Source organism: Paenibacillus sp. JT22N7, from assembly GCF_059383875.1.
This window is the reverse complement of sequence record NZ_JBXENY010000012.1, coordinates 40,866-61,859: the sequence shown is the minus strand read 5'-3', so window position 1 is coordinate 61,859 and position 20,994 is coordinate 40,866. Positions and strand designations below refer to the sequence as shown.

At 50.5% G+C, this 20,994-nt stretch carries 21 protein-coding genes; all 21 read right to left on the bottom strand.

From position 1 onward, the window contains the following. Positions 1-39 precede the first annotated feature (39 nt). Complete coding sequence (locus AC50Y5_RS27290; RefSeq protein ID WP_081418556.1) at positions 40-915, bottom strand: sugar phosphate isomerase/epimerase family protein; 876 nt, start codon at positions 913-915, stop codon at positions 40-42. A gap of 197 nt (positions 916-1,112) precedes the next feature. Continuing rightward, entirely contained in the window at positions 1,113-1,802 is a 690-nt protein-coding gene (locus tag AC50Y5_RS27285) for a DnaD domain protein (RefSeq protein WP_081418557.1), read from the bottom strand. A gap of 33 nt (positions 1,803-1,835) precedes the next feature. After that, positions 1,836-3,059: an acetate/propionate family kinase gene (locus tag AC50Y5_RS27280; protein ID WP_056028687.1), complete on the bottom strand. Its 1,224-nt coding sequence runs from the start codon at positions 3,057-3,059 to the stop codon at positions 1,836-1,838. After that, a complete protein-coding gene (locus tag AC50Y5_RS27275; protein ID WP_056028690.1) occupies positions 3,059-3,931 on the bottom strand; it encodes a 3-hydroxyacyl-CoA dehydrogenase family protein in 873 nt (290 codons plus the stop codon). Before AC50Y5_RS27275 ends, AC50Y5_RS27280 begins: the two co-directional genes overlap by 1 nt. Positions 3,932-4,089: 158 nt before the next feature. Beyond that, entirely contained in the window at positions 4,090-5,586 is a 1,497-nt protein-coding gene (locus AC50Y5_RS27270) for an AAA family ATPase (RefSeq protein WP_494864381.1), read from the bottom strand. Beyond that, the gene (locus AC50Y5_RS27265; RefSeq protein WP_056028696.1) at positions 5,579-6,121 is read right to left on the bottom strand and encodes a hypothetical protein; all 543 of its coding nucleotides are present in this window, start codon (positions 6,119-6,121) and stop codon (positions 5,579-5,581) included. Before AC50Y5_RS27265 ends, AC50Y5_RS27270 begins: the two co-directional genes overlap by 8 nt. Positions 6,122-6,267: 146 nt before the next feature. Then, complete coding sequence (locus tag AC50Y5_RS27260; protein WP_056028699.1) at positions 6,268-6,795, bottom strand: hypothetical protein; 528 nt, start codon at positions 6,793-6,795, stop codon at positions 6,268-6,270. Further along, positions 6,795-8,096, bottom strand: coding sequence for an amidohydrolase (locus AC50Y5_RS27255; RefSeq protein ID WP_494864594.1), 1,302 nt, complete (start codon positions 8,094-8,096; stop codon positions 6,795-6,797). Before AC50Y5_RS27255 ends, AC50Y5_RS27260 begins: the two co-directional genes overlap by 1 nt. Then, a complete protein-coding gene (locus AC50Y5_RS27250; RefSeq protein ID WP_046232083.1) occupies positions 8,077-8,733 on the bottom strand; it encodes a redox-sensing transcriptional repressor Rex in 657 nt (218 codons plus the stop codon). The genes AC50Y5_RS27255 and AC50Y5_RS27250 overlap by 20 nt, the downstream gene beginning before the upstream one ends. Beyond that, on the bottom strand, positions 8,730-11,594 hold the full coding sequence (gene dinG, locus AC50Y5_RS27245) for an ATP-dependent DNA helicase DinG (protein WP_494864378.1): 2,865 nt from the start codon (positions 11,592-11,594) through the stop codon (positions 8,730-8,732). The genes AC50Y5_RS27250 and dinG overlap by 4 nt, the downstream gene beginning before the upstream one ends. A gap of 18 nt (positions 11,595-11,612) precedes the next feature. Beyond that, positions 11,613-12,350, bottom strand: a complete 738-nt coding sequence (locus tag AC50Y5_RS27240) for a tetratricopeptide repeat protein (RefSeq protein WP_494864376.1) — start codon at positions 12,348-12,350, stop codon at positions 11,613-11,615. A 113-nt stretch (positions 12,351-12,463) separates the two neighbouring features. Further along, the gene (gene panD / locus AC50Y5_RS27235) at positions 12,464-12,847 is read right to left on the bottom strand and encodes an aspartate 1-decarboxylase (protein WP_056028712.1); all 384 of its coding nucleotides are present in this window, start codon (positions 12,845-12,847) and stop codon (positions 12,464-12,466) included. Beyond that, the gene (gene panC / locus AC50Y5_RS27230; RefSeq protein ID WP_494864592.1) at positions 12,840-13,730 is read right to left on the bottom strand and encodes a pantoate--beta-alanine ligase; all 891 of its coding nucleotides are present in this window, start codon (positions 13,728-13,730) and stop codon (positions 12,840-12,842) included. Before panC ends, panD begins: the two co-directional genes overlap by 8 nt. Beyond that, a complete protein-coding gene (gene panB / locus AC50Y5_RS27225) occupies positions 13,705-14,649 on the bottom strand; it encodes a 3-methyl-2-oxobutanoate hydroxymethyltransferase (protein WP_494864374.1) in 945 nt (314 codons plus the stop codon). The genes panC and panB overlap by 26 nt, the downstream gene beginning before the upstream one ends. Positions 14,650-14,924: 275 nt before the next feature. Further along, complete coding sequence (locus AC50Y5_RS27220; protein ID WP_494864372.1) at positions 14,925-15,905, bottom strand: biotin--[acetyl-CoA-carboxylase] ligase; 981 nt, start codon at positions 15,903-15,905, stop codon at positions 14,925-14,927. Next, entirely contained in the window at positions 15,895-17,178 is a 1,284-nt protein-coding gene (locus AC50Y5_RS27215; RefSeq protein WP_494864370.1) for a CCA tRNA nucleotidyltransferase, read from the bottom strand. Before AC50Y5_RS27215 ends, AC50Y5_RS27220 begins: the two co-directional genes overlap by 11 nt. Before the next feature lie 19 nt (positions 17,179-17,197). Next, on the bottom strand, positions 17,198-18,364 hold the full coding sequence (bshA, locus tag AC50Y5_RS27210; protein ID WP_494864367.1) for an N-acetyl-alpha-D-glucosaminyl L-malate synthase BshA: 1,167 nt from the start codon (positions 18,362-18,364) through the stop codon (positions 17,198-17,200). 88 nt (positions 18,365-18,452) lie between these two features. Continuing rightward, complete coding sequence (gene bshB1, locus AC50Y5_RS27205; RefSeq protein ID WP_056028727.1) at positions 18,453-19,151, bottom strand: bacillithiol biosynthesis deacetylase BshB1; 699 nt, start codon at positions 19,149-19,151, stop codon at positions 18,453-18,455. Further along, complete coding sequence (locus tag AC50Y5_RS27200; protein WP_056028730.1) at positions 19,148-19,567, bottom strand: methylglyoxal synthase; 420 nt, start codon at positions 19,565-19,567, stop codon at positions 19,148-19,150. Before AC50Y5_RS27200 ends, bshB1 begins: the two co-directional genes overlap by 4 nt. A 40-nt stretch (positions 19,568-19,607) precedes the next feature. Next, complete coding sequence (gene dapB, locus AC50Y5_RS27195) at positions 19,608-20,366, bottom strand: 4-hydroxy-tetrahydrodipicolinate reductase (protein WP_056032644.1); 759 nt, start codon at positions 20,364-20,366, stop codon at positions 19,608-19,610. Positions 20,367-20,415: 49 nt separating this feature from the next. After that, entirely contained in the window at positions 20,416-20,961 is a 546-nt protein-coding gene (locus AC50Y5_RS27190; RefSeq protein ID WP_056028733.1) for a tetratricopeptide repeat protein, read from the bottom strand. Between the last annotated feature and the right edge of the window lie 33 nt (positions 20,962-20,994).

Sequence of the window (20,994 nt, the reverse complement as noted above, 5' to 3'; positions counted from 1 at the left end):
AAGCCTGTACGAAATGATTCTGCTACTTCATAATTTAGGTTAGCGGTATCGTCTAATAAACTCGACAGCTTTGCGAATATCCTCCTCTGGCTGCGTACCAACCTCGCGCTCAATCGTCAAATAGCCCTGATACCCGATCGTCTGTATCATCTTAAAATAAGCATCAAAATTTACGCGGCCCTCGCCAAGCGGCAGCTCTGAAAAGTCCGGGCCTTCGGACGCCATTTGCGCGATTTGCCCATGGTCCATTTTTTCATAGCCTAGCGCTCCATATACTTGCCGGGGATCCACAACACGGTGGCGGACGCCATCCTTCACATGCGTATGCATAACATAATCCCTTAGGAGGTACAGCCCATTCACAGGATCATCTCCAGTAACCATGACCATATTCGCCGGATCAAAATTAACCGAGACGCCCCGCGAGCCTAGCGTATCAAGGAATGCCTTCAGATGCGCCGCTGTTTCCGGCCCCGTCTCAATCGCAAAATACGCCTGTTGGCTAGTTGCATAATTCGCCAGCTCCTCGCACGCCTGCTGCATGGACGCATACACTTCGCTATTCGGATCGTCCGGTACGATGCCAATATGGGTCGTAACAATGTTTGTCCCCAGTTCAACCGCTAAATCCAGAATGCGTTTGGATTTTTCGATTTTTAACGGATTGGCCCGTTTATCCTGAAAACCATGTCCACCTAAATCGCCGCATAACGCCGATATTTCAAGCCCTAGCTGGGCAATTTCGTCCTTGAGCTGCTTGCGTTTGACTCCTGTCAGTACAGCAGGGTCCATTTCTCCATCCACTGCATATATTTGTACACCCTCCGCTCCAACATCCTTTGCCAGTCGCAAGCCTTCGCTTACGCCGACGCCAAAGCTATCGACAATTACTCCAATTTTGTTTGTAAGCTGCACGCTCTGCTCATCTCCTTTAATCAAGTTACTTCTTAAATTCGCTTCTCACTAGCGGAGTTCCTACCTCTCGTAAATAAGCAACCAAAAAGCCTAAAAAAAACAGCCGCCACCCTATAAAGGATGACGGCCGCCGCTATATTCAATCCATAGACGCATTGATTCACTTCACTTGCATAATAACCAGACGCTTCCTGCGCTTATCCCCTGCCGCCGCGAAAACGCTGCGCATGGGCGCGAGCTTCATCCTCGTTCGTTACACGATTGCGGCTCCACTCGATTAAGATGCGGTCAATGTAGCGGAAGCTTAGCTTCCCGGCAAATACCGCTTCCTTAAGGGCAAAGCGAATAAGCTCTTCCGCATATTTATCCTCGTCCATCCACCCGCTAATGGTCTCGCATTCGATGGGGGATAGCAGCCGGCCAAATTCCTGTTCAAAAATATTAAACAGATTGACCGGATTTGCAACGCGCTGCACCGGCTGGCGCTGTGCTTTCTCCGCTTTTTTCGACTCGCGTTTTTCCAGAGCTGCCCATTCCGCTGCCTTTAGCAGCCAGCCGCTCCAATTATACTGCTCGGATTGGATACCTGTTTGGGAGTCCAAGTGCTCATCTATCGCTAGGAAACCTTCTTTCATCAGCTTCCCAAGCTGCTCGACAATGCTGCGCTCGCTTGCGCCCATACGCTCCGCCAGCTCGTCTGGCGTCGGGAAACCATTTTCCTCCGTTTCCCGAAATGCCTTAAGCTGCAGCAGCAGCAGCAGCTCGCTATCCGTCAGCCCAAGCTGCCGATAAGAACGCAGCAGCACGGCGTAAATATGCACACCGCCCTCCTCCATTACAGCCGCCATACCGCGCGAGTAAGCTTTCCAGATGTCATCATTGCTCACTGCTTGCCCGCCTTTCCGTTAAACCCGCTTTCTTTAAACGTTTGTTTCTCCAGCAGCCTGTGCTTGTACCAGTGTATACGTATCGCGAGCGATCAAGAGCTCTTCATTCGTAGGAACAACCAGCACCTTCACGCGCGAAGCCTCTGTCGAAATAACCCGCGCTTCCTTGCTGCGCTTTGCATTTTTCTCTTCATCCAACTCAATGCCAAGGAAAGTAATGCCATCGCATACCGCTTTGCGAAGCGCCGAAGAGTTTTCGCCAACGCCTGCTGTAAACAGCAGGACGTCAATGCCGTTCATCGCAGCTGCATAAGCACCGATATATTTACGAACGCGATACGTGTACATATCAAAAGCAAGCTTCGCATTACGGTCGCCTTCCTCCATCGCTTCCGTTACTTCGCGCATGTCGCTGCTGATGCCTGAAATCGCCAGCATGCCGCTATGCTTATTCAGCATGGAATTAACTTCGCTAAGCGTCAGCTCTTCTTTATTCATGACGAAAGGAACGATCGCCGGGTCAAGATCGCCGCTGCGCGTACCCATCATTAAACCTTCAAGCGGGGTCATGCCCATGCTCGTATCAAACGATTTGCCATCCAAAATCGCCGTGCAGCTTGCGCCGTTTCCAATATGCGCTGTAACCATTTTAAGCGACTCCAGCGGCTTTCCAAGCAGCTCTGCACCTTGCTGGCTCACATATTGGTGCGATGTGCCGTGGAAGCCGTAGCGGCGTACCTTGTGGCGACGGTAGAGCACCTGCGGGATTGGGTATAGGTAAGAGGTGTTCGGCATCGACTGGTGGAACGCTGTATCGAATACAACAGCCTGTGGAACTCCCGGCATATTCGCCTCAACCGCCGTAATCCCCATCATATGGGCTGGATTATGCAGCGGCGCCAGATCAAACAAGCGGCGAATTTCAAGCTTAACCTCAGGTGTAACAAGCGTGGAGCTGTTGAATACTTCCCCGCCATGCACAACGCGGTGTCCGACCGCCTCTATTTCATCCATTGTCGCAACTGCGCCATGTTCCGGATGAGTCAGCATGTCGATAACCTTTTTAACTGCCGTCACATGATCCAAAATTTCGCTCACATCGCGCACTTCCGGCTTGTCCGCTGGTTCATGCGTTACGATAGAGGAATCCATGCCGATCCGTTCAACTCGGCCGCTTGCCAGCACCGATTCATTGCGCATGTCATAAAGCTGATATTTTAGAGAAGAGCTTCCTGCATTAATAACGAGTACTTTCATTAGATCCGATCCCCATCCTTGTCATATTTGAAAAAGCCAACGCCAGTTTTCGCACCCAGTTGGCCAGCACGCACCATTTTTTTCAAGACGATGGAAGGGCGGTATTTGAGCTCGCCATATTCGCGGAACATGCGGTCCAGTGCAGCAAGCACCGAATCGAGACCGAAGCGGTCTGCCATCTCGAAAGGACCGTGCTGGAAGGAATAGCCGATACGCATCGCGCTGTCGATGTCTTCCGCAGAAGCAACGCCTTCCTCCAATACGTGCAGAGCTTCGTTTATGAACAAGCAAATAAGGCGGGATGTTACGAATCCGGGAGATTCAAATACCATGACGCCTTTTTTATGAATAATTTCTTCAACGAAATGTTTCGTGCTCGTAAACGTATCCTCGCTCGTTTTAAGACCACGAACAATTTCTACCAAATCGATTTTGAGTACCGGATAGATGAAATGAAGTCCAATCACCCGTTCCGGATGTGCAGATGCGCTAGCCAGCTCCGTCAAGCTGAGCGTCGACGTATTGCTCGCCAAAATAACATCAGCGCCGCAAATGTCGTCTATTTGGCTAATGACAGCCTTCTTGCTTTCCAAGTCCTCGGTAACCGTCTCAATGACCAGTTCGCATTCGGCCAGTGCATCATAAGACAAAGTCATATGAATACGATTCATAATCAGCTTCTTCTCCGCCTGTGTCAAAGCCCATTTCTCGATTTGTTTGTCCAGGCTAAGCTCGATCATTTGCCTGCCATATGTCAATCGTTCTTCCGAAATCTCGATTAAATGAACGTCCAGCCCATTAGAGGCCAACATTTCAGCAATACCCTGGCCCATTGTTCCTGCGCCTACTACGCCAACTTTTTTAATAGACATGATTCTCTCCTTGTCGTTTCCCTACAGCATGTAAATGAGAAACATTCTCTTTATAGTTATGTTCAATGTTTATTATAACGGTTTTCTGAAAAAAAAGAAGACAGACATGTCGTCTGCCTTCAAATTGTAATAAATTGAGGATTATTCATGCTGAATTATTATGCGCTATGTGACAACTTCTTAAGCAATTCACGAAATTCAATGCCGCTGAGCGTTTCTTCACGGATCAGGACATCAAGCGCGTCCAGAAAAACTTGACGCTTCGTCGCCAGCATCGCAGTCGTCTTGGCCATTAAATCGTCAAGGATGGAGCGATTGATCTTCGCCCAGGCGTCAGGCGTCATCATTTCGGGATGAATAATGCCGAGCTCCGTTAAGCCTGATTCGACGAGCGTACGAACAATGTTCATCGCCTGATCAAAGTCGCCACGCGACCCTGTGCTGCGATTGCCGTAGAAGATTTCCTCAGCCGCCGCCCCACCAAGCGCAATCATAATTTGCCCATTCAGAAAATCCCTCGTATATAAATAACGGTCCTGCTCTGGATTATGACGCACATAGCCTAGCGCCTGACCACGTGGGGACAAGGCAACCTGAGATACGCTGCCCGGGCGGAGCAGCTCTGCTGATATCGCATGGCCGAGCTCATGCAGCGCCACACGCTCGCGCTCCTCCTTCGTCGCCTCGCGATCCGTCTTCTCGCCCATCATGACCTTGTCAATCGCCATAGCCAGATGCTGCTCTTCAATGACCTTGCTTTGCTCCCGCATCGCATAAATGGCGCCTTCGTTCATGACGCTCTCAAGCTGTGCGCCGGAGAAGCCGAACGACTCAGCAGCTACTTTCTCCAGCTCAACCGTATCGGCAAGCGGCTTGTTGGCCGCATGGATATTCAATATTTGATAGCGTGCTTTTTTGTCCGGCAGCTCTACACCAATATGGCGGTCGAACCGTCCGGGCCGAAGCAGTGCGCTGTCGAGCATTTCTTTACGGTTCGTTGCCGCAATAATGAGCAGCCGCGGCGCCGTATCCGCATGAATGCCGTCCATTTCCGTAAGCAGCTGATTAAGCGTTTGATCATATTCCCGATGCTGTCCGCCATCGCGCTTGCCGCCGATAACCTCGATCTCATCGATAAAAATAACGGCGCTTTCCTTGCCCGCTTTCTTCGCTTTCGTCCGCGCTTCTTTGAATAAGTCACGAATCCGGCCTGCCCCGACGCCGACGTACATCTCCACAAATTCACTGCCGGAGGCAGCCAAATAAATCGAATCGGTATATTGCGCGGCTGCCTTCGCCATTAGCGTCTTCCCGGTTCCCGGCGGTCCCGTCAGCAAAATTCCCTTCAACGGCCGAATGCCGAGCTTGCTCAGTTCCTCATGCCGGACTAGAAAATCGAGCGCCTCGATCAACTCCTGCTTGGCACGCTCCTGTCCGCCAATTTGCTCAAAGGAGAATGGCACGCTGTCCGATACCTTCCGCCGCTTCGTACCTGAAGCATGTGCAAGCTTTCCTCTGCCGGTCGCTAAATAAACGACAGCAGCTGCGATAATGACAAGCAGCACAAAAGGCATTAAATTCACATTCACAAATAAAAGAAAGGCAATCAATACCGGAATAAAACCAATTGCCATTTCGATGCCGTATTTACGCATAACTGGACACCTCCAGCTGTGCGGCTACACGCGGAAGCACGATATACTTCGTAGCCGTACCATCTTTCAGCGTAATGTATATATTGGTGTCATCCATATCGGTAACGGCGTGAACACCTGAATGTTCATCCGCCAAAGCTTTCAACGTCTCAGGAATAGTCGAATAGTTTTTGTGCTCCATCGCTTCAGCCACTTTGAATAGAGACGATGACCAAAGCTGATCCAGCTTGGCGTTCGAGCTTGTATTCGCAATATCGAGCTGAATGTCGCGGCCTCCAATGACAGATTTGCTTTGCCCCGCTATCGTTTCATATACATGCTTTAAATCCGCTCCAGCTGAAAGCGTCAGCGGGAAAGTAATACGGTCCGTATCCATAATAGGTGTCTCGGATGAAGCAATGCCTTCTATTGAATCAACCGCCTTGGCAAGCGGAGCTGCGAATGCAACCTGATGATAAATAAGCCAGCCTCCAAATAAAACGAGGGCGGACGCAGCAGCTGTTAGCAAAATCGGCATAATCTTGAGTTTGAACATCGTAAAAATCCCCCTCTCAAAATGACGGTGATATACCAAACGCATATCCACTCCGATACACGAAAGTATATCACATCGCCTGTTGAATAAGGGGGTGTAATAATAGCCAGCAATTCCAACTGTTACAGCTAAGGCATCCATTACAGCTAGGACGCCTTGTCACCTACTAAACTATATTTCTTCAAAAATGCGCCATCGCGGAACGAATAATACGCATAATAATATTTCGTTATCGCTTCATCACGGCTATAAAAAATTTCCCATACCGGCTCGCCGTTCAGCAAACCCGGCTGTGTTCTTTTAATATCCGCATCCGGCTCGCTGCCCAGTAAAGCAGTATCCGCCTGCTCTTGAGTAATATGCTCGGTCGCTTTCACCGTGAGCACAGGACCTTCCGCTGTCGTTAGAAATACATAAACGTCTTGTTCATCAGCCGTATTCCCTTTTACAACCCAGGAAATGCCATCCCACACCTGCTTCGTCATCCCGGTGACTTCCGTCAACTGCGCGGCTTCAATAGCATGCGCTTTAATAGGGGCTTCCTCTGCCCATAAATCCTTATGCACAGTTCGGTAATAAACAATCGTAACGGTCAGCAATGCGATAACAAAAATAACTGAAATAAAGACAGCCCGTTTTACCGTCCAAAACGGCTTTCTCGTTCTCGCCCGCATTATGCCTTCAACAGCCTCTCGAAGCTCGCCTGAGCATCGTGACGAATTTTCTCCTCATCAAGCAGCGTGCATTCGCCATCCCGTACAACTTGGCGGCCGTCCACCCATACATGCTTAACGTCGCGGCCAGAGCCGGCATATACCAAATGGGACACAATATCCGTCTGTGGATAAAAATGCGGCTGTTCAATATCGATCGCGATGAAGTCAGCCTTCATGCCAACGCGCAGGCGGCCAATGGAATCCTCCTGCCAAATGGAGCGAGCGCCGTATACCGTTCCCATACGCAAAGCTTCAATGGCTGGCACAACCGTAGGATCGCCAGAAACACCTTTATGCAGCAAAGCCGCAAGATTGATTTCCTTGAATAGATCAAGATTGTTGTTGCTCGCCGCGCTGTCCGTGCCTAATGATACAGTTACACCTGCGCGAAGCAAAGCAGGCACGCGGGCAATGCCGCTTGCCAGCTTGAGGTTGCTGACCGGGTTATGCGATACGGCTACTTTGCGTTCAGCCAGCAGCGCAATTTCCTCGTCATTCAAATGCACCGCATGAGCAACGAGCGCCGGACGCGAGAAGAAGCCTAAATTGTCGAGATGCTGAACGGGACGAACGCCATAATCGCGAACGTTCTGCTCTACTTCGGCAATCGATTCTGACATATGCGTATGCAGTGGCAAATCATAATCATGAGCGGCCTGAACAAATTTCTCAATATAATCTGGCGGGCATGTATAAGGCGCATGCGGCGAAATCATCGTCGTAATCCGGCCATCGGCCTTGCCGTTCCAATCGCGTGCGAAAGCAATCGCTTCCGCCAGCTTAGCTTGCTGTACATCCTCCGGGCAAAGGCCGATGACGCCGCGCGTCAGACAGCCGCGAATGCCGGACTGTTCAACAACTTCGGCCAGCTGGTCCATGCGGTCATACATATCCACGAAAGCTGTCGTACCGGATTTAAGCATTTCCACCACGGCAAGCGCGCTGCCCGCACGGGTATCAAGGTCGATGTATTTGCCTTCCATCGGCCACATTTTTTGCTCCAGCCATACTTGCAGGTTTTGATCATCGGAATAGCCGCGCAGCAAAGTCATAGCCGCATGTCCATGCGTGTTTACTAGACCCGGCATAAAAGCAAGCTTGCTGCCATCCAGCTTTTGCACATCGGCTTGCAGCCCAGTTGGAGCTTCTGCTCCGATATATGTAATGCGATCATCGGTTACAACCATATGCCCTTGCAGCACATGCTCGCCATCCTCCATCGTTACAAAACGTCCATTTTCAATCCAAATTTGGCTCATTTTCGTCATCCCTTTCCCTCTCCAAGTAATAGGCCAGACTTAGCAGCTCTTTCGTAAAGTCAGCATGATGTATGCGAATTTCCTCAGGTACCTTCAATATCGCTGGGGCAAAATTAAGCAAGCCTTCAATGCCGGCGTCAATAAATTGATTAGCGACGTTTTGCGCTTCAAATCCGGGAACGGTTATAATGCCGATCCGGATATTGTTTTCCTCCACCGTTTGTTTCAGCATATCCATCGGCATAACGGTCAAATTATTAATTTGCGAGCCGATTTTAGATGGATGCACATCAAACACCGCGATGATTTTCATATTGTCTTTGGAGTATTTATTATAATTGCAAAGCGCATGGCCTAAATTACCCGCACCGACAAGCGCGACATTTATCGTCTGATCAAGCTTGAGAATTTGGCGAATTTTTTCAATTAAATACGTCACATCATAGCCGATGCCTTTACGGCCAAAATCGCCGAAATACGCCAAGTCCTTACGGATTTGCGCCGGATTCAAATCCAGCTTGACGCCAAGCTCCTGGGACGAAACGGTCTGCACCTCCCGGTTGTTCAGCTCGTTTAGCACTTGCAGGTAAATGGGGAGGCGTCTTACGACGGCCTCCGATATTTTCGTCTGCTTCACCCGTTCTCCTCCTCCCTCTCGGCACCAAGCCATTCTTTCATTCTCGGTACAATTTGCTCTATATGCATATGCTCAATTTTCGGGCCAGGCAAGGAATACAGAAAATGCTTGCCATAATACGTTTCAATCACTCGCGTATCATAAATAATGACAATGCCTTTATCCTTCGCCGTTCGCACGAGCCTGCCGAATCCCTGCTTGAAGCGAATAACCGCTTGCGGAATTGACAGCTTCATAAATGGATTTTGCTTTTGGCGCTGCAGCAATTCCGACTTCGCTTCCAACAGCGGATGATTGGGCGGTTGGAACGGCAATCGGACGATGGCAAGGCAAGTCAAGGCTTCGCCTGGAATATCTACGCCTTCCCAAAAGCTGCTTGTACCAAGCAGTACGGACTCTGGCTGCTGCAAAAAACGCCGCGTCAGCTTCGTACGATTGCCGCTGTCGATGCCTTGGCCCAGCACTTGAATGCTGGTGGCCGCGAGCGCCGCTTTAAGCGGGTCATATACCTGCTTGAGCATTCGGTAAGAGGTGAACAGCACCAGCATTCTGCCATTGGTCTGCTGCACTGCATCTGCCAAAGAAGAGACGAGCATTGAAATAAATGCGGGCTCGCCCGCCGAGCCTTTAAGAACAGGGAAATTGCGCGGAATAATGACGAGCGCCTGCTCCCGGTAATTAAACGGTGATGCCAGCTGTACGGTGCGCAGTCTGCCCGCCTCTTCAAAGCCGCTAAGTCCAAGCTGCTCTTCGGCGAACTGGAATGACTTTTGCACCGAAAGGGTGGCTGACGTTAAAATAATGCTGTCCTTCACATCGAATAAATACTGCTGAAGCTGGCTGCTCACATCAATCGGCACCGCATAAAGATGCAGCGAACGATGCTTGTAGGTCATATTGGCTTCCAGCCAGAACACGTCCGTCGTCTGATCGACTTTCATAAAGCTGCGCAGATCATCCTTAACTCTCGTCAAATCGCGCAAAACGCCATTCAGATCCGTTACAAGCGCCTGTACGGCCAGCTCATCGATGCGGTCTTTAATTTCCTCAGACATTTTCTCAGCTGTCTTCAGCACGCGAATGAGCTCCGTATGAATATTGGTCTCTTCGGCGAGCACTTCGGACCAGCCTTCCGGCAGGCTATCGCCTCGCAGACGATAAACGGATTGATTGTTTTCACCCATCGCGTCAGGAGAAGCTTGCACGAAGCTGTACAGCATCTCAAACAGCCTCTCCCAATGCTCCTTCACTTCCGTGAAGGTCGGGATAATGGTATCAATCGTTTCAAGCCAGCCTTGAACCCGCTCATCGCTTTCCTGCTGAAGATGAATGCGCAACGATGGCAGCAAGCCGGAACGACTATCCTTGAACATCCGCGTAATCGCATTCGTTATCGAATAATAGCCGAGCTGCATGCCTAAATGCTTGCTGGCTACTTCCTCCACATGATGTGCTTCATCGACAATCAAATGGCTGTAAGTCGGCAGCAGCCGATGATCCGCTTGAATGTCTGTAAACAGCATGGAGTGATTCGTAATGCACACATCGGCAATATTAGCTTCATGCTTAGCACGATGGTAATAGCAGCGTTTGAACCAAGGACAAGCCCGGTTCAGACAGGAATCTGCATCACTGGCAACGGTCGACCAGAAATCAGTCCCCTTGTTGCTGAAATTCAGCTCTTCCTGATCGCCTGTTTCCGTCTCGCCCAGCCAAACGACCATTTGCGAGGCTGTAATCGCATCATCAACGGGGGACATCATATCCCTCGTATTTATTTTACTTTCAAATTTGCGCAGGCACAAATAATTCCCTCTGCCCTTGAAAATAGAAGCTCGGAACTCTATCGGCAAAATCTGTTTAAGCAGCGGCACATCGCGATGCCTTAGCTGCTCTTGCAAATTAATGGTATGCGTGCTGACGACTATCTTCTCATCTTGACGGATACCATAATAGAGCGCTGGAATCAGATAACCGAGAGACTTTCCTGTACCTGTACCCGCTTCAATGAGCAAATGGCGTTTGCTGTCCAGCGAATCAAACACTTCATGGAACATCGTCGTCTGCGCTTCGCGTTCTTCATAATTCGGGAATTGCTCAATAAAACGCTGCTTGATTTCATCCAAATATTGCTCGAATGACATATCCTGCAAAGGCGAGGCTCCCTCTTCGCTTCGCGCGGGCTTTTCCTCTGTCCATTCTCTGGCTTTCAACGCAAACTGGTTGAAAAAATCATAATCCGGAACACCCATAACGATGTTCTGTTCCACCTGCTTAAGCGTCAGCGTAATAAACCAGCTTAAATCGCTGCCATTGTCTACAAGCGAAGATAACCGCTGCAAAGTCAGCAGCGGCAAGCTCCGTAGCTTTTGAACTGATTTGGCGAATATAACGGCGGTCGCCATCGCATCGCTATCAGCGCGATGATGATGATCATGCGTAATGCCGAACTGCTCAGACACAGCACCAAGCTGGTAAGACGTAATCGATGGAAAAAGAATGCGCAGCAGCTCAATCGTATCGAGCCTGCGCCCTGCAAACGTATGATAGCCGCTGCGATCAAGCGCTTGGTTCAGAAAACCAGCGTCAAAATTGACATTATGCGCGACAAGCACCGCATCATCAAGCAGCGGAATCATATCCATCAGCACATCAGACAGCTCAGGAGCATCCGCCACCATTGCCTCGTCAATGCCCGTTAGCTGCGTAATAAACGGTGGTATCGCAATCGTTGGCTTTACAAACGAATTATACGTATGAATAACTTCAAGATCATCATCAAGGAGGACCAGCCCCACCTGCAAAATATCATCGGAGGCGCTGTGTCCGGTCGTTTCCAAATCAAGCACTGCATATTTCATAAAATAAATCCGATCCTCTCACAAGCAGCATAGCTCCGTGCTGCCGAACAATAATGACAACTGCTGCGGACGTTCCCGGCAGCTCTGCAAATTATTCAGCGGATCCTTAAAGCTTGGGTCCAGCTCATAGGCTTTAAGGAAAAATTGCTCTGCCTGCTCCAAGTTTAAATGAACCGCTTGAATGCACCCAAGGGCATTATAGCTTAAAGCGAGCCATTTCGGATAGTCCGTAAGTTCAATTAGCAGTTGAAAATGACGCTGCGCCTCACTCCAATTTTGCAGGTGCATATTCGTCATAGCCAAAAACAGCCTTGCTAAATTGCATTCCGGCAGGTGGTTTACAGCAAGCTGGAACTGCTTTGCAGCATGGGAAAACATAAATAATTGATAATAGCCTTGTCCTTTGGATATGAGCTCCGCTTGCTCCACAGTCATGCCAGAAATAGGCTGCTGTGAGACGTTTGGCTTTTCTGCTTGCTGCTGCGGCAGTGGCTGCACAGCCGCTGGCGCTTGTCCTACATACTCCGCTGCTGCTGTAAGCAGTGAAGCATTTGAAGGCTCGGCCTCTTCCTCTGTGAAAACGGCAAATTTTTCTTCAAAATCAATCCATTGCTCAATTAAAGAATCGCTGATTTGCTTCAAAGCGTAAAGCTGCTCGTCATAATATTGCTTCTGTTCCTCCGCCGCCAGAGGGTAGGAATCAATAATGTTGTCGAGCATTTCGTTCATCGTCGCAAACATATGCTGGAACATCATGCATCCCGCCTTCACCAAAGAATTGAGGAGTGATAACCTCATTCTTTGTTAAGCGGGTGCTTTTCATACTTGGAACCAGCCTTTACATAACGGAGGAACTGACTTGCGCCTGCTTACAAAATCGTCGCATGAATTTCTTCCGTCATTTGCGACACCGGACGGTTCGCCTCATCCAAAATAACGACGCGCGGCTTGTAATTTCTAGCCTCTTCCTCCGTCATCGATGCATAAGAAATAATAATGACCGTATCTCCTGGCTGTACGAGTCGGGCAGCTGCGCCATTGAGGCAAATAACGCCAGAGCCTCGCTCCCCTTTTATAACGTATGTTTCAAGGCGGGCACCATTATTATTGTTTACGATTTGCACCTTTTCATTGGCCCAAAGATCCGCCGCATCCATTAAATCCTCATCAATGGTAATGCTGCCGACGTAATTGAGGTTTGCCTCTGTTACCGTCGCGCGGTGCAGCTTTGATTTCATCATCGTTCTAAACATTGCCATTCACCTCCAAAGGTTCAAACAGCTCATTATCAATTAAACGGGTCGCCCCGAATTTTACGGCTAAAGCCAAAATGTAACGCTTGCGGGTACTTTGAAAAGGAACGTCAGCAACAGGTGTGGCAAGTGCAGGGTATTCCAGTACTTCGACATAATCGATATTGGCAAGCGGTGCTTCGCTAATCGCAGCACGCACTTTGTTCACAAGCTCTGCTGGCGTTAGCGAGGCGTCCTTCATCCATTCCCGCGCCTTTGCAAGCGATGAAGAAAGGGCAGCAGCTTGCGACCGCTGCTCCGCATTCAAATATACGTTGCGCGAGCTAAGCGCAAGGCCATCCGGCTCCCGCACAATCGGGCATGGCACGATCGTAACAGGGAAATTCAAGTCATCGGTCATTTGCTGAATGACTGCGACTTGCTGGGCATCCTTCATGCCAAAGTAGGCCCGGTCTGGCTGCACCAGATGAAACAGCTTGCTGACGACCGTTCCAACGCCGTCAAAATGACCAGGGCGCGATGCGCCGCATAAGCGGTCTGTTACATCGCTGACGAGCACCTTCGTCAGCACCTTGCGCGGATACATTTCGCTGACCGATGGCATAAATACGATATCAATGCCGTTTTCAGCAGCGATGGATAAATCGCGCTGCTCATTGCGCGGATACGTTTCAAAATCCTCGTTCGGCCCAAATTGCAGCGGGTTGACGAAAATCGACAGCACGCTAATATCATTTTCTGCTGCTGCCTGCCGCATTAAACTGGCATGTCCTTCATGCAAATAACCCATCGTTGGCACAAAACCGATGCTTGGCTTGCTGCCGCCGCTCCACATCTTCTTTTGCTGCTCTTTTAGCTCATCTATGGTTCGGCACAAAATCACGCTGCTCATTCCCCTCTCCAGCCTGCTGGCTTTCACCCGCACCTTTGACACCATTAGTCTGCTCGCGGGTCGCTGAACCGCCATAGAGGCTGTCTACAGCGTCCTCAGACCTTTTGCCGAACACATGCTCCTCCGCTGGAAACTCACCGGATTTGACTTCACTTACAAAAGCTCCGATGGCATCGCGAATCGTCGAGCCTATGTCTGCGTACACTTTAACCATTTTTTTCTTAATGACCGGTGATGAATATTGCAAAATATCGTGATACACAAGCACCTGTCCATCGCATCCGCGGCCAGCCCCAATCCCAATCGTTGGAATCGACAGTTCGCGGCTAATACGGTCCGCAATCGTCTCCGTTACAAGCTCCAGTACGATGGCGTAAGCGCCTGCCTGTTCAAGTGCCTTGGCATCCTGCAGGATTTGCTTCGCTTCCGCCTCCTGCTTTCCTTGTACCTTGAAGCCGCCATGCGTGTGAATCGATTGCGGCTTGAGCCCGATATGTCCCATCACCGGAATGCCCGCTTTGACCAGAGCCGCCACTTCGCCCGCAATTTCGACGCCGCCCTCAAGCTTAAGCGACTGGCCGCCGCCCTCCTGCATCATTCTGGCTGCATTGCGCAGCGTAGCTTCACGCCCAATTCCGTATGTCATGAAGGGCATATCCGTCACAATAAACGTATTGCGTGCCCCGCGTGCTACCGCTTTCGTATGATAAATCATATCGTCTAAAGTGACCGGAAGCGTCGTATCGTAGCCGAGCACCACATTGCCAAGCGAATCCCCTACAAGAATAATATCGACGCCAGCCTCCTCCGAAAGCATAGCTGACGGATAATCGTAAGCAGTCATGACGGTAAGCTTATTGCTCTCCTCTTTCATTTGCTGCAAATTCGTTATCGTTAAACGTTTCCTCATCTTGGCCTCATCCCTTCTTCAATTCTGTTTTAGGATAAACACAAAAAAACCTTTTAGCCGTCGCTAAAAAGGTCCCCAAACGAAAAAGGAAACGTATATCACTTTATTGCTTCCTTCTGTCTCGGTCCTTTCGGCTCAGAGCAGACTACTTGTACTTCCAACAAAACTTTCTTGCAATTCCATGCCGATGCTGGCATGAGGTTTAGCACAGTGCAGCTCTTTTCAGATACCGCCCGTTAACCCCATACTAGCAAAAATATGTCGATCCGTAAATATTACTCGCCCCGCGGCTCGCCCATTTCTGCAGAAAAAATAAGCGCCTGGCTGCCATCCGGCTTTTCTACGATAAGCGCTCCGCTAGCATCAAGCCCTCTCGGCGTGCCTTCAACGACACCTTGCGGCGTTAAAAGCGTAGCTGGCTTGTGAAGCGAAACCGAAAGCGACTCCCATAGCGTAACAATCGGGGCAAAGCCCTCGCTTTGATACAACTCATACAGCTGCTCCCACTCCAGCAAAAAATCGGCAATTATCGCTTCGCGTATTTGTTTCTCGCCGCTTGCCATACGCAGGGAGGTCGCTTTTTCCAAAAGCTCCTCGGGATAATCGGCCTGCTGCAAATTAACGCTGATGCCGATTCCGGCAATGACATAGCGCAGCCGCTCATCCTCTGCGGCGGATTCGAGCAATATGCCGCTGATTTTTTTGCCATTAATGAGCAGATCGTTGGGCCATTTGATGCCGATGTCGAGCTTCGTCAGCCGCTTAAGGCTGCGGCAAAGCGCTACTGCCGTAAGCAGCGTTAGCTGCGGAGCAAAATAAATCGGCACCGTTGGACGCATGACCATGCTCATCCAAATGCCTTTGCCCAGAGGCGATATCCAGCCTCGGCCCATGCGGCCCCGACCGCTCAGCTGCTGCTCAGCAACAACGAGCATACCTTCCTCCGCCCCGCCTTCCGCTAGCGCTTGCGCAATATTTTGCGTCGATTCGACCGATTCCAGCACCTGCAGCTTTTGACCAAATTTTTTGGTTTTAAGACTGGTTAGCAAAGCAGCCATGTCCAGCTTGTCCGGCATGGAAAGCAGACGATAACCGAGCCGGCGTGAAGCTTCAAATTCAAATCCTTGTGACTCCAGCTTGCGTATTTGCTTCCATACTGCCGTGCGGCTCACTTTCAGCTCGCGGCTAATATGCTCGCCAGATACATATTCGCCGTCGCGATCTGCAAACAAACGCAGCAAGTTTTCATGACTCATCCGTCTCTTCCTTCCATCTGTCAACTTGTTTCAGCAGCTGTTCCTGCGAATTAGAAAGCTCGCCAAGGGCGACTAGCAGCAGCAGCCGTTTCAGCGTCTTGCCCATCCAGGCGCCCGGTTTGCGATCCCAATAGGCCGCAAGCTGATTGCCGTCTAGCGCCAGCTCCTTGAGCGAGGAAATTTCCATTTGCGACAGCCAAAGCTTCATCCGCGGCACATCCGCCCAAAAAGCGTGCTCCCGCCCAGATGCTTCTGCAATATGCAGCCAGCTTGCTGCTGCTACCTGTCCGTAGCGCAGAACGGCCTCAATCCAGCTTGCACGAAGCTTCTCTTCGTTCGGGCTCCGGTTAACGACCATATCATGATGAAGCGACACAATCGCCATAATGACGCCGCTGCGGCTTCCTGACATCCGCAGCGCCTGCAGCGTTGCTTTTGCCTCCTGAGGGGTAACGCTTGGCTGCGTCATCAATGCTGCATAACGAATGTCCACCCCATGTAGCGCAGGCAAATAGTCAAGCTGAATACGCTCCGTGTTCGCTGCCTCAGCAAGCAAGGCACGAGCGGCCGGCAACGGCTCAAGGGTGTTAGCAAGAAGGCCGCTGCCAGCGAGCAGCGCTGCTGCATAATGCGGAGCCGGTCCGCCAATCATTTTATCAAGCTCGGCCTGCACACGCTCCATCGCTACGTAGCGCAGCAGCTCGCGGTGCTTGAGCAGCGCCCGCCAAGTGCGGTACACGATGCGAAAGCTGAACTGCGAAGCGAAGCGGAGAGCACGCAGCATGCGAAGCGCATCCTCCTGAAACCTGGCTTCCGCGTCCCCTACACAGCGCACCTGCTTCGACTGTATGTCGCTCATGCCGCCATACGGATCGTAATAATCTCCGCTTAAACGCATCGCCATCGCATTAATCGTCAAATCCCGCCGCAGCAAATCTTCTTTAAGATCCGAAATAAAAGCCACACTTTCTGGCCTGCGATGCTTCTCATATACGGATTCCTTGCGATACGTCGTTACCTCATACCCTGTTCCATCCTGCATCACCGTCACCGTCCCATGCTGCAGGCCAGTTGGAATACAATACGCAAATAAGGCAACAACCCGCTCCGGTGTCGCCGACGTCGCAATATCTACATCTTTAAGCGCGAGGCCCATAACGGTATCCCTCACGCAGCCTCCAACGAACACGGCTTCATGGCCGTGCCCGTTCAAGGTTGCGAGAATGGGCAGCGCCTCTCGCATTGCTTGCGGAATCGAGGTGCAGCGCTCCATCTTCTCACCCTCTATCCTCTTATTCGCAAACGACCGCAGACGCAGGAAGCTCAGCTTCCATGCCCAGCACGCGATAATATATTTCTTCATATTCAGCCGTAATGCGATCATTACAGAAAGCATGGCAGGCGCGGTATATGCAAGCTTCCTTAAACTTCGCATGCAGCTCTTCGTCTGTCAGCAAACGAATCGCATTGGCGGCCATGCTGTCTACATCGCCTATCGGGCTAAGGAAGCCCGTCTCTCCATGCGTCACCAGCTCAGGGATACCGCCAGCAGTCGAGCCAATCGTCGGTACGCCGCAAGCCATGGCCTCCAGCGCTACTAGACCGAAGCTCTCTTTCTCCGAAGGGAGCAGCAGCACATCAGCAAGCGATATCACCTGCGCTACATCCTCCTGCTTGCCCAGAAATACGACGCGATCCTCCAGTCCCATTTCACGGATTTTACACTGGATTTTCGACAGCTCAGGGCCTTCCCCAACGAGCAGCAGCTTCGAAGGCACTTTTTTAGCAACCTGCTGAAAAATTTCAATAACGTCAGAAACCCGCTTAACAGGACGGAAATTGGAAATATGCATTAATATTTTTTCGTTCGGACTGGCATAATCCAGGCGAAGCGAAGCAACGTCCCGAGGATAATAAATGCGCTTGTCAACGAAATTATAGGTCAGATCAATCGGCTTCGTAATATCAAGCAGCCTTCTCGTCTCCTGGATCAAATCCTGGGAAACCGCCGTTACAGCATCACTTTTGTTAATGGCAAGCCTAATCAAGTCCTTAAGCGACTCATCCTGCGCGAGCACCGTGATATCCGTTCCATGCAGCGTAGTAACCGTCTTGAGCTCATCGCCGATCATCTGCTTGGCGAGATGGGCACAGACGGCGTGAGGAACCGCATAATGCACATGAAGCAAATCCAGCTTCTCCATCTTGGCAACCTGTGCCATCTTGCTTGCCAGTGATAAATCATAAGGCGGATACCGAAATACATAATAATCATTGACTTCAACTTCATGGAAAAAAATATTTTTATTAAAATGGCCTAGCCGGAACGGAATGCTGTGCGTTATAAAATGAATTTCATGTCCCCGCTCAGCAAGCAGCTTGCCGAGCTCAGTCGCAACGACACCAGAGCCGCCAAGCGTAGGATAACAGGTTATCCCGATTTTCAACTTACGTGCCATGTCATGCTCACTCCTGCCGTCTCTAGCTTTTATAATCAATACTATTCCTAATGGTTTGTATATCTTGCCAAACCGGTTGCCCGGCCTTCTAGAATAATTTCACCTCATGCGGACGCTTTAAAGCAAATCCTTCCGCATACTGCCAGGAGCGTGCCTGACCGAGCAGCATATCCCTTGCTTCTACTCGTTCCACATAGCGGTCGGTGAGCGGCGTCGAAACGCGGTCTTCCGATTGGGAAACCGCTTGAAACTGCGAGCGGTAAGCTAGTAGCGATTGGCGCTTCGTTTCGTATTGCTCACTAACGTCTACGACGAGCGAAACCTGCTCCATGTCATTTATGTAGTAATAAATGAGCTGCTGCACCTGAACAGGCGGCAGCTCCGGCATATATTTTCGCAGCTTGGCATTGAATACAGCTTCCTCAACCAGCTGGCTGCATGCAATATGATCGGGATGCCGATCAACCCAATACGGCGCAAATACGATGCGCGGGCTGGTGCGGCGGATTTCTGCCACGATGCTGTCGATATTGCTGCGTGTTAGCTCAAGGCCGCGATCCGGCAGCTGCAGATTGGTCCGTGAATAAAGACCAAGCACCGCAGCAGCTTCATCGGCTTCGCGCCTTCGCTGCTCTACGGTGCCATTCGAAGACATTTCCGCTTCGGTCAAATCACAAATGCCAACCAGCATGCCTGCCATCGTATGCTTGGCAATGGTGCCGCCCATTCCGATTTCAGCATCATCTGCATGAGCGCCAAATACGAGAATATCTAAGCGCTCACTCATAACGGCAATTCAGGCTTGTACTTATGAACAAGCTCTCTCCAGGCAAAATCGCCGCGTTCCAGCGCCTTGACGAGCAATTCGGCTGTCGCCACGTTGGTCGCAACTGGAATGCCCTGCACATCGCAAAGGCGAAGCAGCGCAATAATGTCCGGCTCATGCGGCTGAGCCATTAGGGGATCACGCAAAAAGATAATCAAATCCATTTCATTTTGGGCTACAAGGGCGCCGATTTGCTGGTCGCCGCCGAGCGGTCCCGACATGAAACGGTGAATGCTCAAATTCGTTTGCTCCATAATTCTCGTACCAGTTGTACCCGTTGAATAGAGCTCGTGGCCAACAAACACCTGCTCATAGGCAATAACAAAGTTGACGATTTCTTCTTTTTTTCGGTCATGCGCGATGAATGCAATTTTCATAGGTGAGGCCCCTCTTCCGCTGTCTAGTTCAAACCTTCTACTAATCCATTAAATGCTCGAAACCGTATATTAAGCCGCTGTACCCCATCACTTTCTTGATCGCTACATTAACACCTGGCATATAGCCCGCACGGTCATAGGAGTCATGGCGAATTTTGAGCGATTGGCCATAACCGCCAAATACAACTTCCTGCTGCGCAAATACGCCCGGAAGTCTCACACTATGTATACGGAAGCCATTGTAGTAACCGCCTCTTGCTCCTTCAATCGTTTCTTTCTCGTTAGGATTGCCTTGGCGCAGCTCCTGACGAGCCTCGGCAATGAGCTCTGCCGTTTTGATCGAAGTGCCTGAAGGAGCATCAAGCTTGTGGTCGCCATGATATTCAATAATTTCAACATGCGGCATATATTTCGATGCCTGTGCTGCAAATTTCATCATCAGAATAGCGCCAATCGAAAAATTAGGCGCGATGAGCCCGCCAAGCTGCTTCTCGATACAACGCCCGTTAAGCTCTTCAATTTGCTCAGGGGTAAAACCTGTCGTTCCCATAATAGGACGAACCCCAAATTCTATCGCTGTTTTTGTATGTTCATAGGCTGCATGCGGAGCCGTAAAATCGACCATAACATCGGCCTTTGCACTGCTGAGCGCCTCTTCAATCGTCTTGCAAGCGATGACGCCGGTATTCGGCTTGTTCGCAAAGCTTCCTGCATCTACAGCGCCTGCTGAAGGCGCGACGGCGGATACAAGCTCCAGCGCCTCATCCTCCAGCACCATTTTTACCACTTCACGGCCCATAAGACCGCCTGCTCCGATTACTGCTACTTTAATTGTATCCACTTATCCATCACCTGTTCCTTCGTCTATGTTGTCCGTTGATTCGGTAGCGCATCAAGCGCCGCCGACGGCTCACATCAGCAAACAGCCTTCTGGCAGCTGAATGCTCCGGGTCAAGCCGAATCGCTTCTCGCGCATGGACAGCAGCTTCATCTAGCTGCCCAAGTTCAGCGTACGTCATGGCGATCCAGTAAAAAGCGTCAAAGCACAGCGGATCAAGCTCCACCGCCTTCTTTAGCATCAACAGCGCCTCTTCCAATGCCGGAGGTTCTTGTATCAGCTGTTGCTGCGCGCCAGAGAGCTGCAGCCTCGCTTCAATCGTCTGCAAATGATAAATATATTCCGGCTCATCCCTCGCCAGCTCAAGCGCACGGCGGGCATGGTCATAAGCTTTCGCCCATTTCCCGCTGCGCGCGCATGAAATAGCGCACTTATGATAATAACTGGCATTGTCAGGCTCTGCGGCAATCGCTTGCTCAAACCAGACAATAGCCTGTTCAAAATCGCTGGTTAAAATGAAAGCATACGCCTTTTTGATACAAGCATCCCCGTTCATTACCGCCCATCCTCCTTGTACACAGGTTGATGG

What these genes read in the sequence shown, in the direction of transcription:
- panD (WP_056028712.1), bottom strand. Translation starts at nt 12,847, where the DNA reads ATGTTTAGAACGATGATGAAATCAAAGCTGCACCGCGCGACGGTAACA.
- AC50Y5_RS27270 (WP_494864381.1), bottom strand. Translation starts at nt 5,586, where the DNA reads ATGCGTAAATACGGCATCGAAATGGCAATTGGTTTTATTCCGGTATTG.
- AC50Y5_RS27240 (WP_494864376.1), bottom strand. Translation starts at nt 12,350, where the DNA reads ATGATGTTCCAGCATATGTTTGCGACGATGAACGAAATGCTCGACAAC.
- bshA (WP_494864367.1), bottom strand. Translation starts at nt 18,364, where the DNA reads ATGGCACGTAAGTTGAAAATCGGGATAACCTGTTATCCTACGCTTGGC.
- AC50Y5_RS27200 (WP_056028730.1), bottom strand. Translation starts at nt 19,567, where the DNA reads ATGAAAATTGCATTCATCGCGCATGACCGAAAAAAAGAAGAAATCGTC.
- AC50Y5_RS27280 (WP_056028687.1), bottom strand. Translation starts at nt 3,059, where the DNA reads ATGAAAGTACTCGTTATTAATGCAGGAAGCTCTTCTCTAAAATATCAG.
- AC50Y5_RS27260 (WP_056028699.1), bottom strand. Translation starts at nt 6,795, where the DNA reads ATGCGGGCGAGAACGAGAAAGCCGTTTTGGACGGTAAAACGGGCTGTC.
- panB (WP_494864374.1), bottom strand. Translation starts at nt 14,649, where the DNA reads ATGAGGAAACGTTTAACGATAACGAATTTGCAGCAAATGAAAGAGGAG.
- AC50Y5_RS27275 (WP_056028690.1), bottom strand. Translation starts at nt 3,931, where the DNA reads ATGTCTATTAAAAAAGTTGGCGTAGTAGGCGCAGGAACAATGGGCCAG.
- AC50Y5_RS27265 (WP_056028696.1), bottom strand. Translation starts at nt 6,121, where the DNA reads ATGTTCAAACTCAAGATTATGCCGATTTTGCTAACAGCTGCTGCGTCC.
- bshB1 (WP_056028727.1), bottom strand. Translation starts at nt 19,151, where the DNA reads ATGAGTGAGCGCTTAGATATTCTCGTATTTGGCGCTCATGCAGATGAT.
- dinG (WP_494864378.1), bottom strand. Translation starts at nt 11,594, where the DNA reads ATGAAATATGCAGTGCTTGATTTGGAAACGACCGGACACAGCGCCTCC.
- dapB (WP_056032644.1), bottom strand. Translation starts at nt 20,366, where the DNA reads ATGGGCCGTGAAGTGGTAAAAATGGTGCTGGAGGATGAGGCGCTGGAG.
- AC50Y5_RS27255 (WP_494864594.1), bottom strand. Translation starts at nt 8,096, where the DNA reads ATGAGCCAAATTTGGATTGAAAATGGACGTTTTGTAACGATGGAGGAT.
- AC50Y5_RS27220 (WP_494864372.1), bottom strand. Translation starts at nt 15,905, where the DNA reads ATGAGTCATGAAAACTTGCTGCGTTTGTTTGCAGATCGCGACGGCGAA.
- AC50Y5_RS27190 (WP_056028733.1), bottom strand. Translation starts at nt 20,961, where the DNA reads ATGAACGGGGATGCTTGTATCAAAAAGGCGTATGCTTTCATTTTAACC.
- AC50Y5_RS27215 (WP_494864370.1), bottom strand. Translation starts at nt 17,178, where the DNA reads ATGGAGCGCTGCACCTCGATTCCGCAAGCAATGCGAGAGGCGCTGCCC.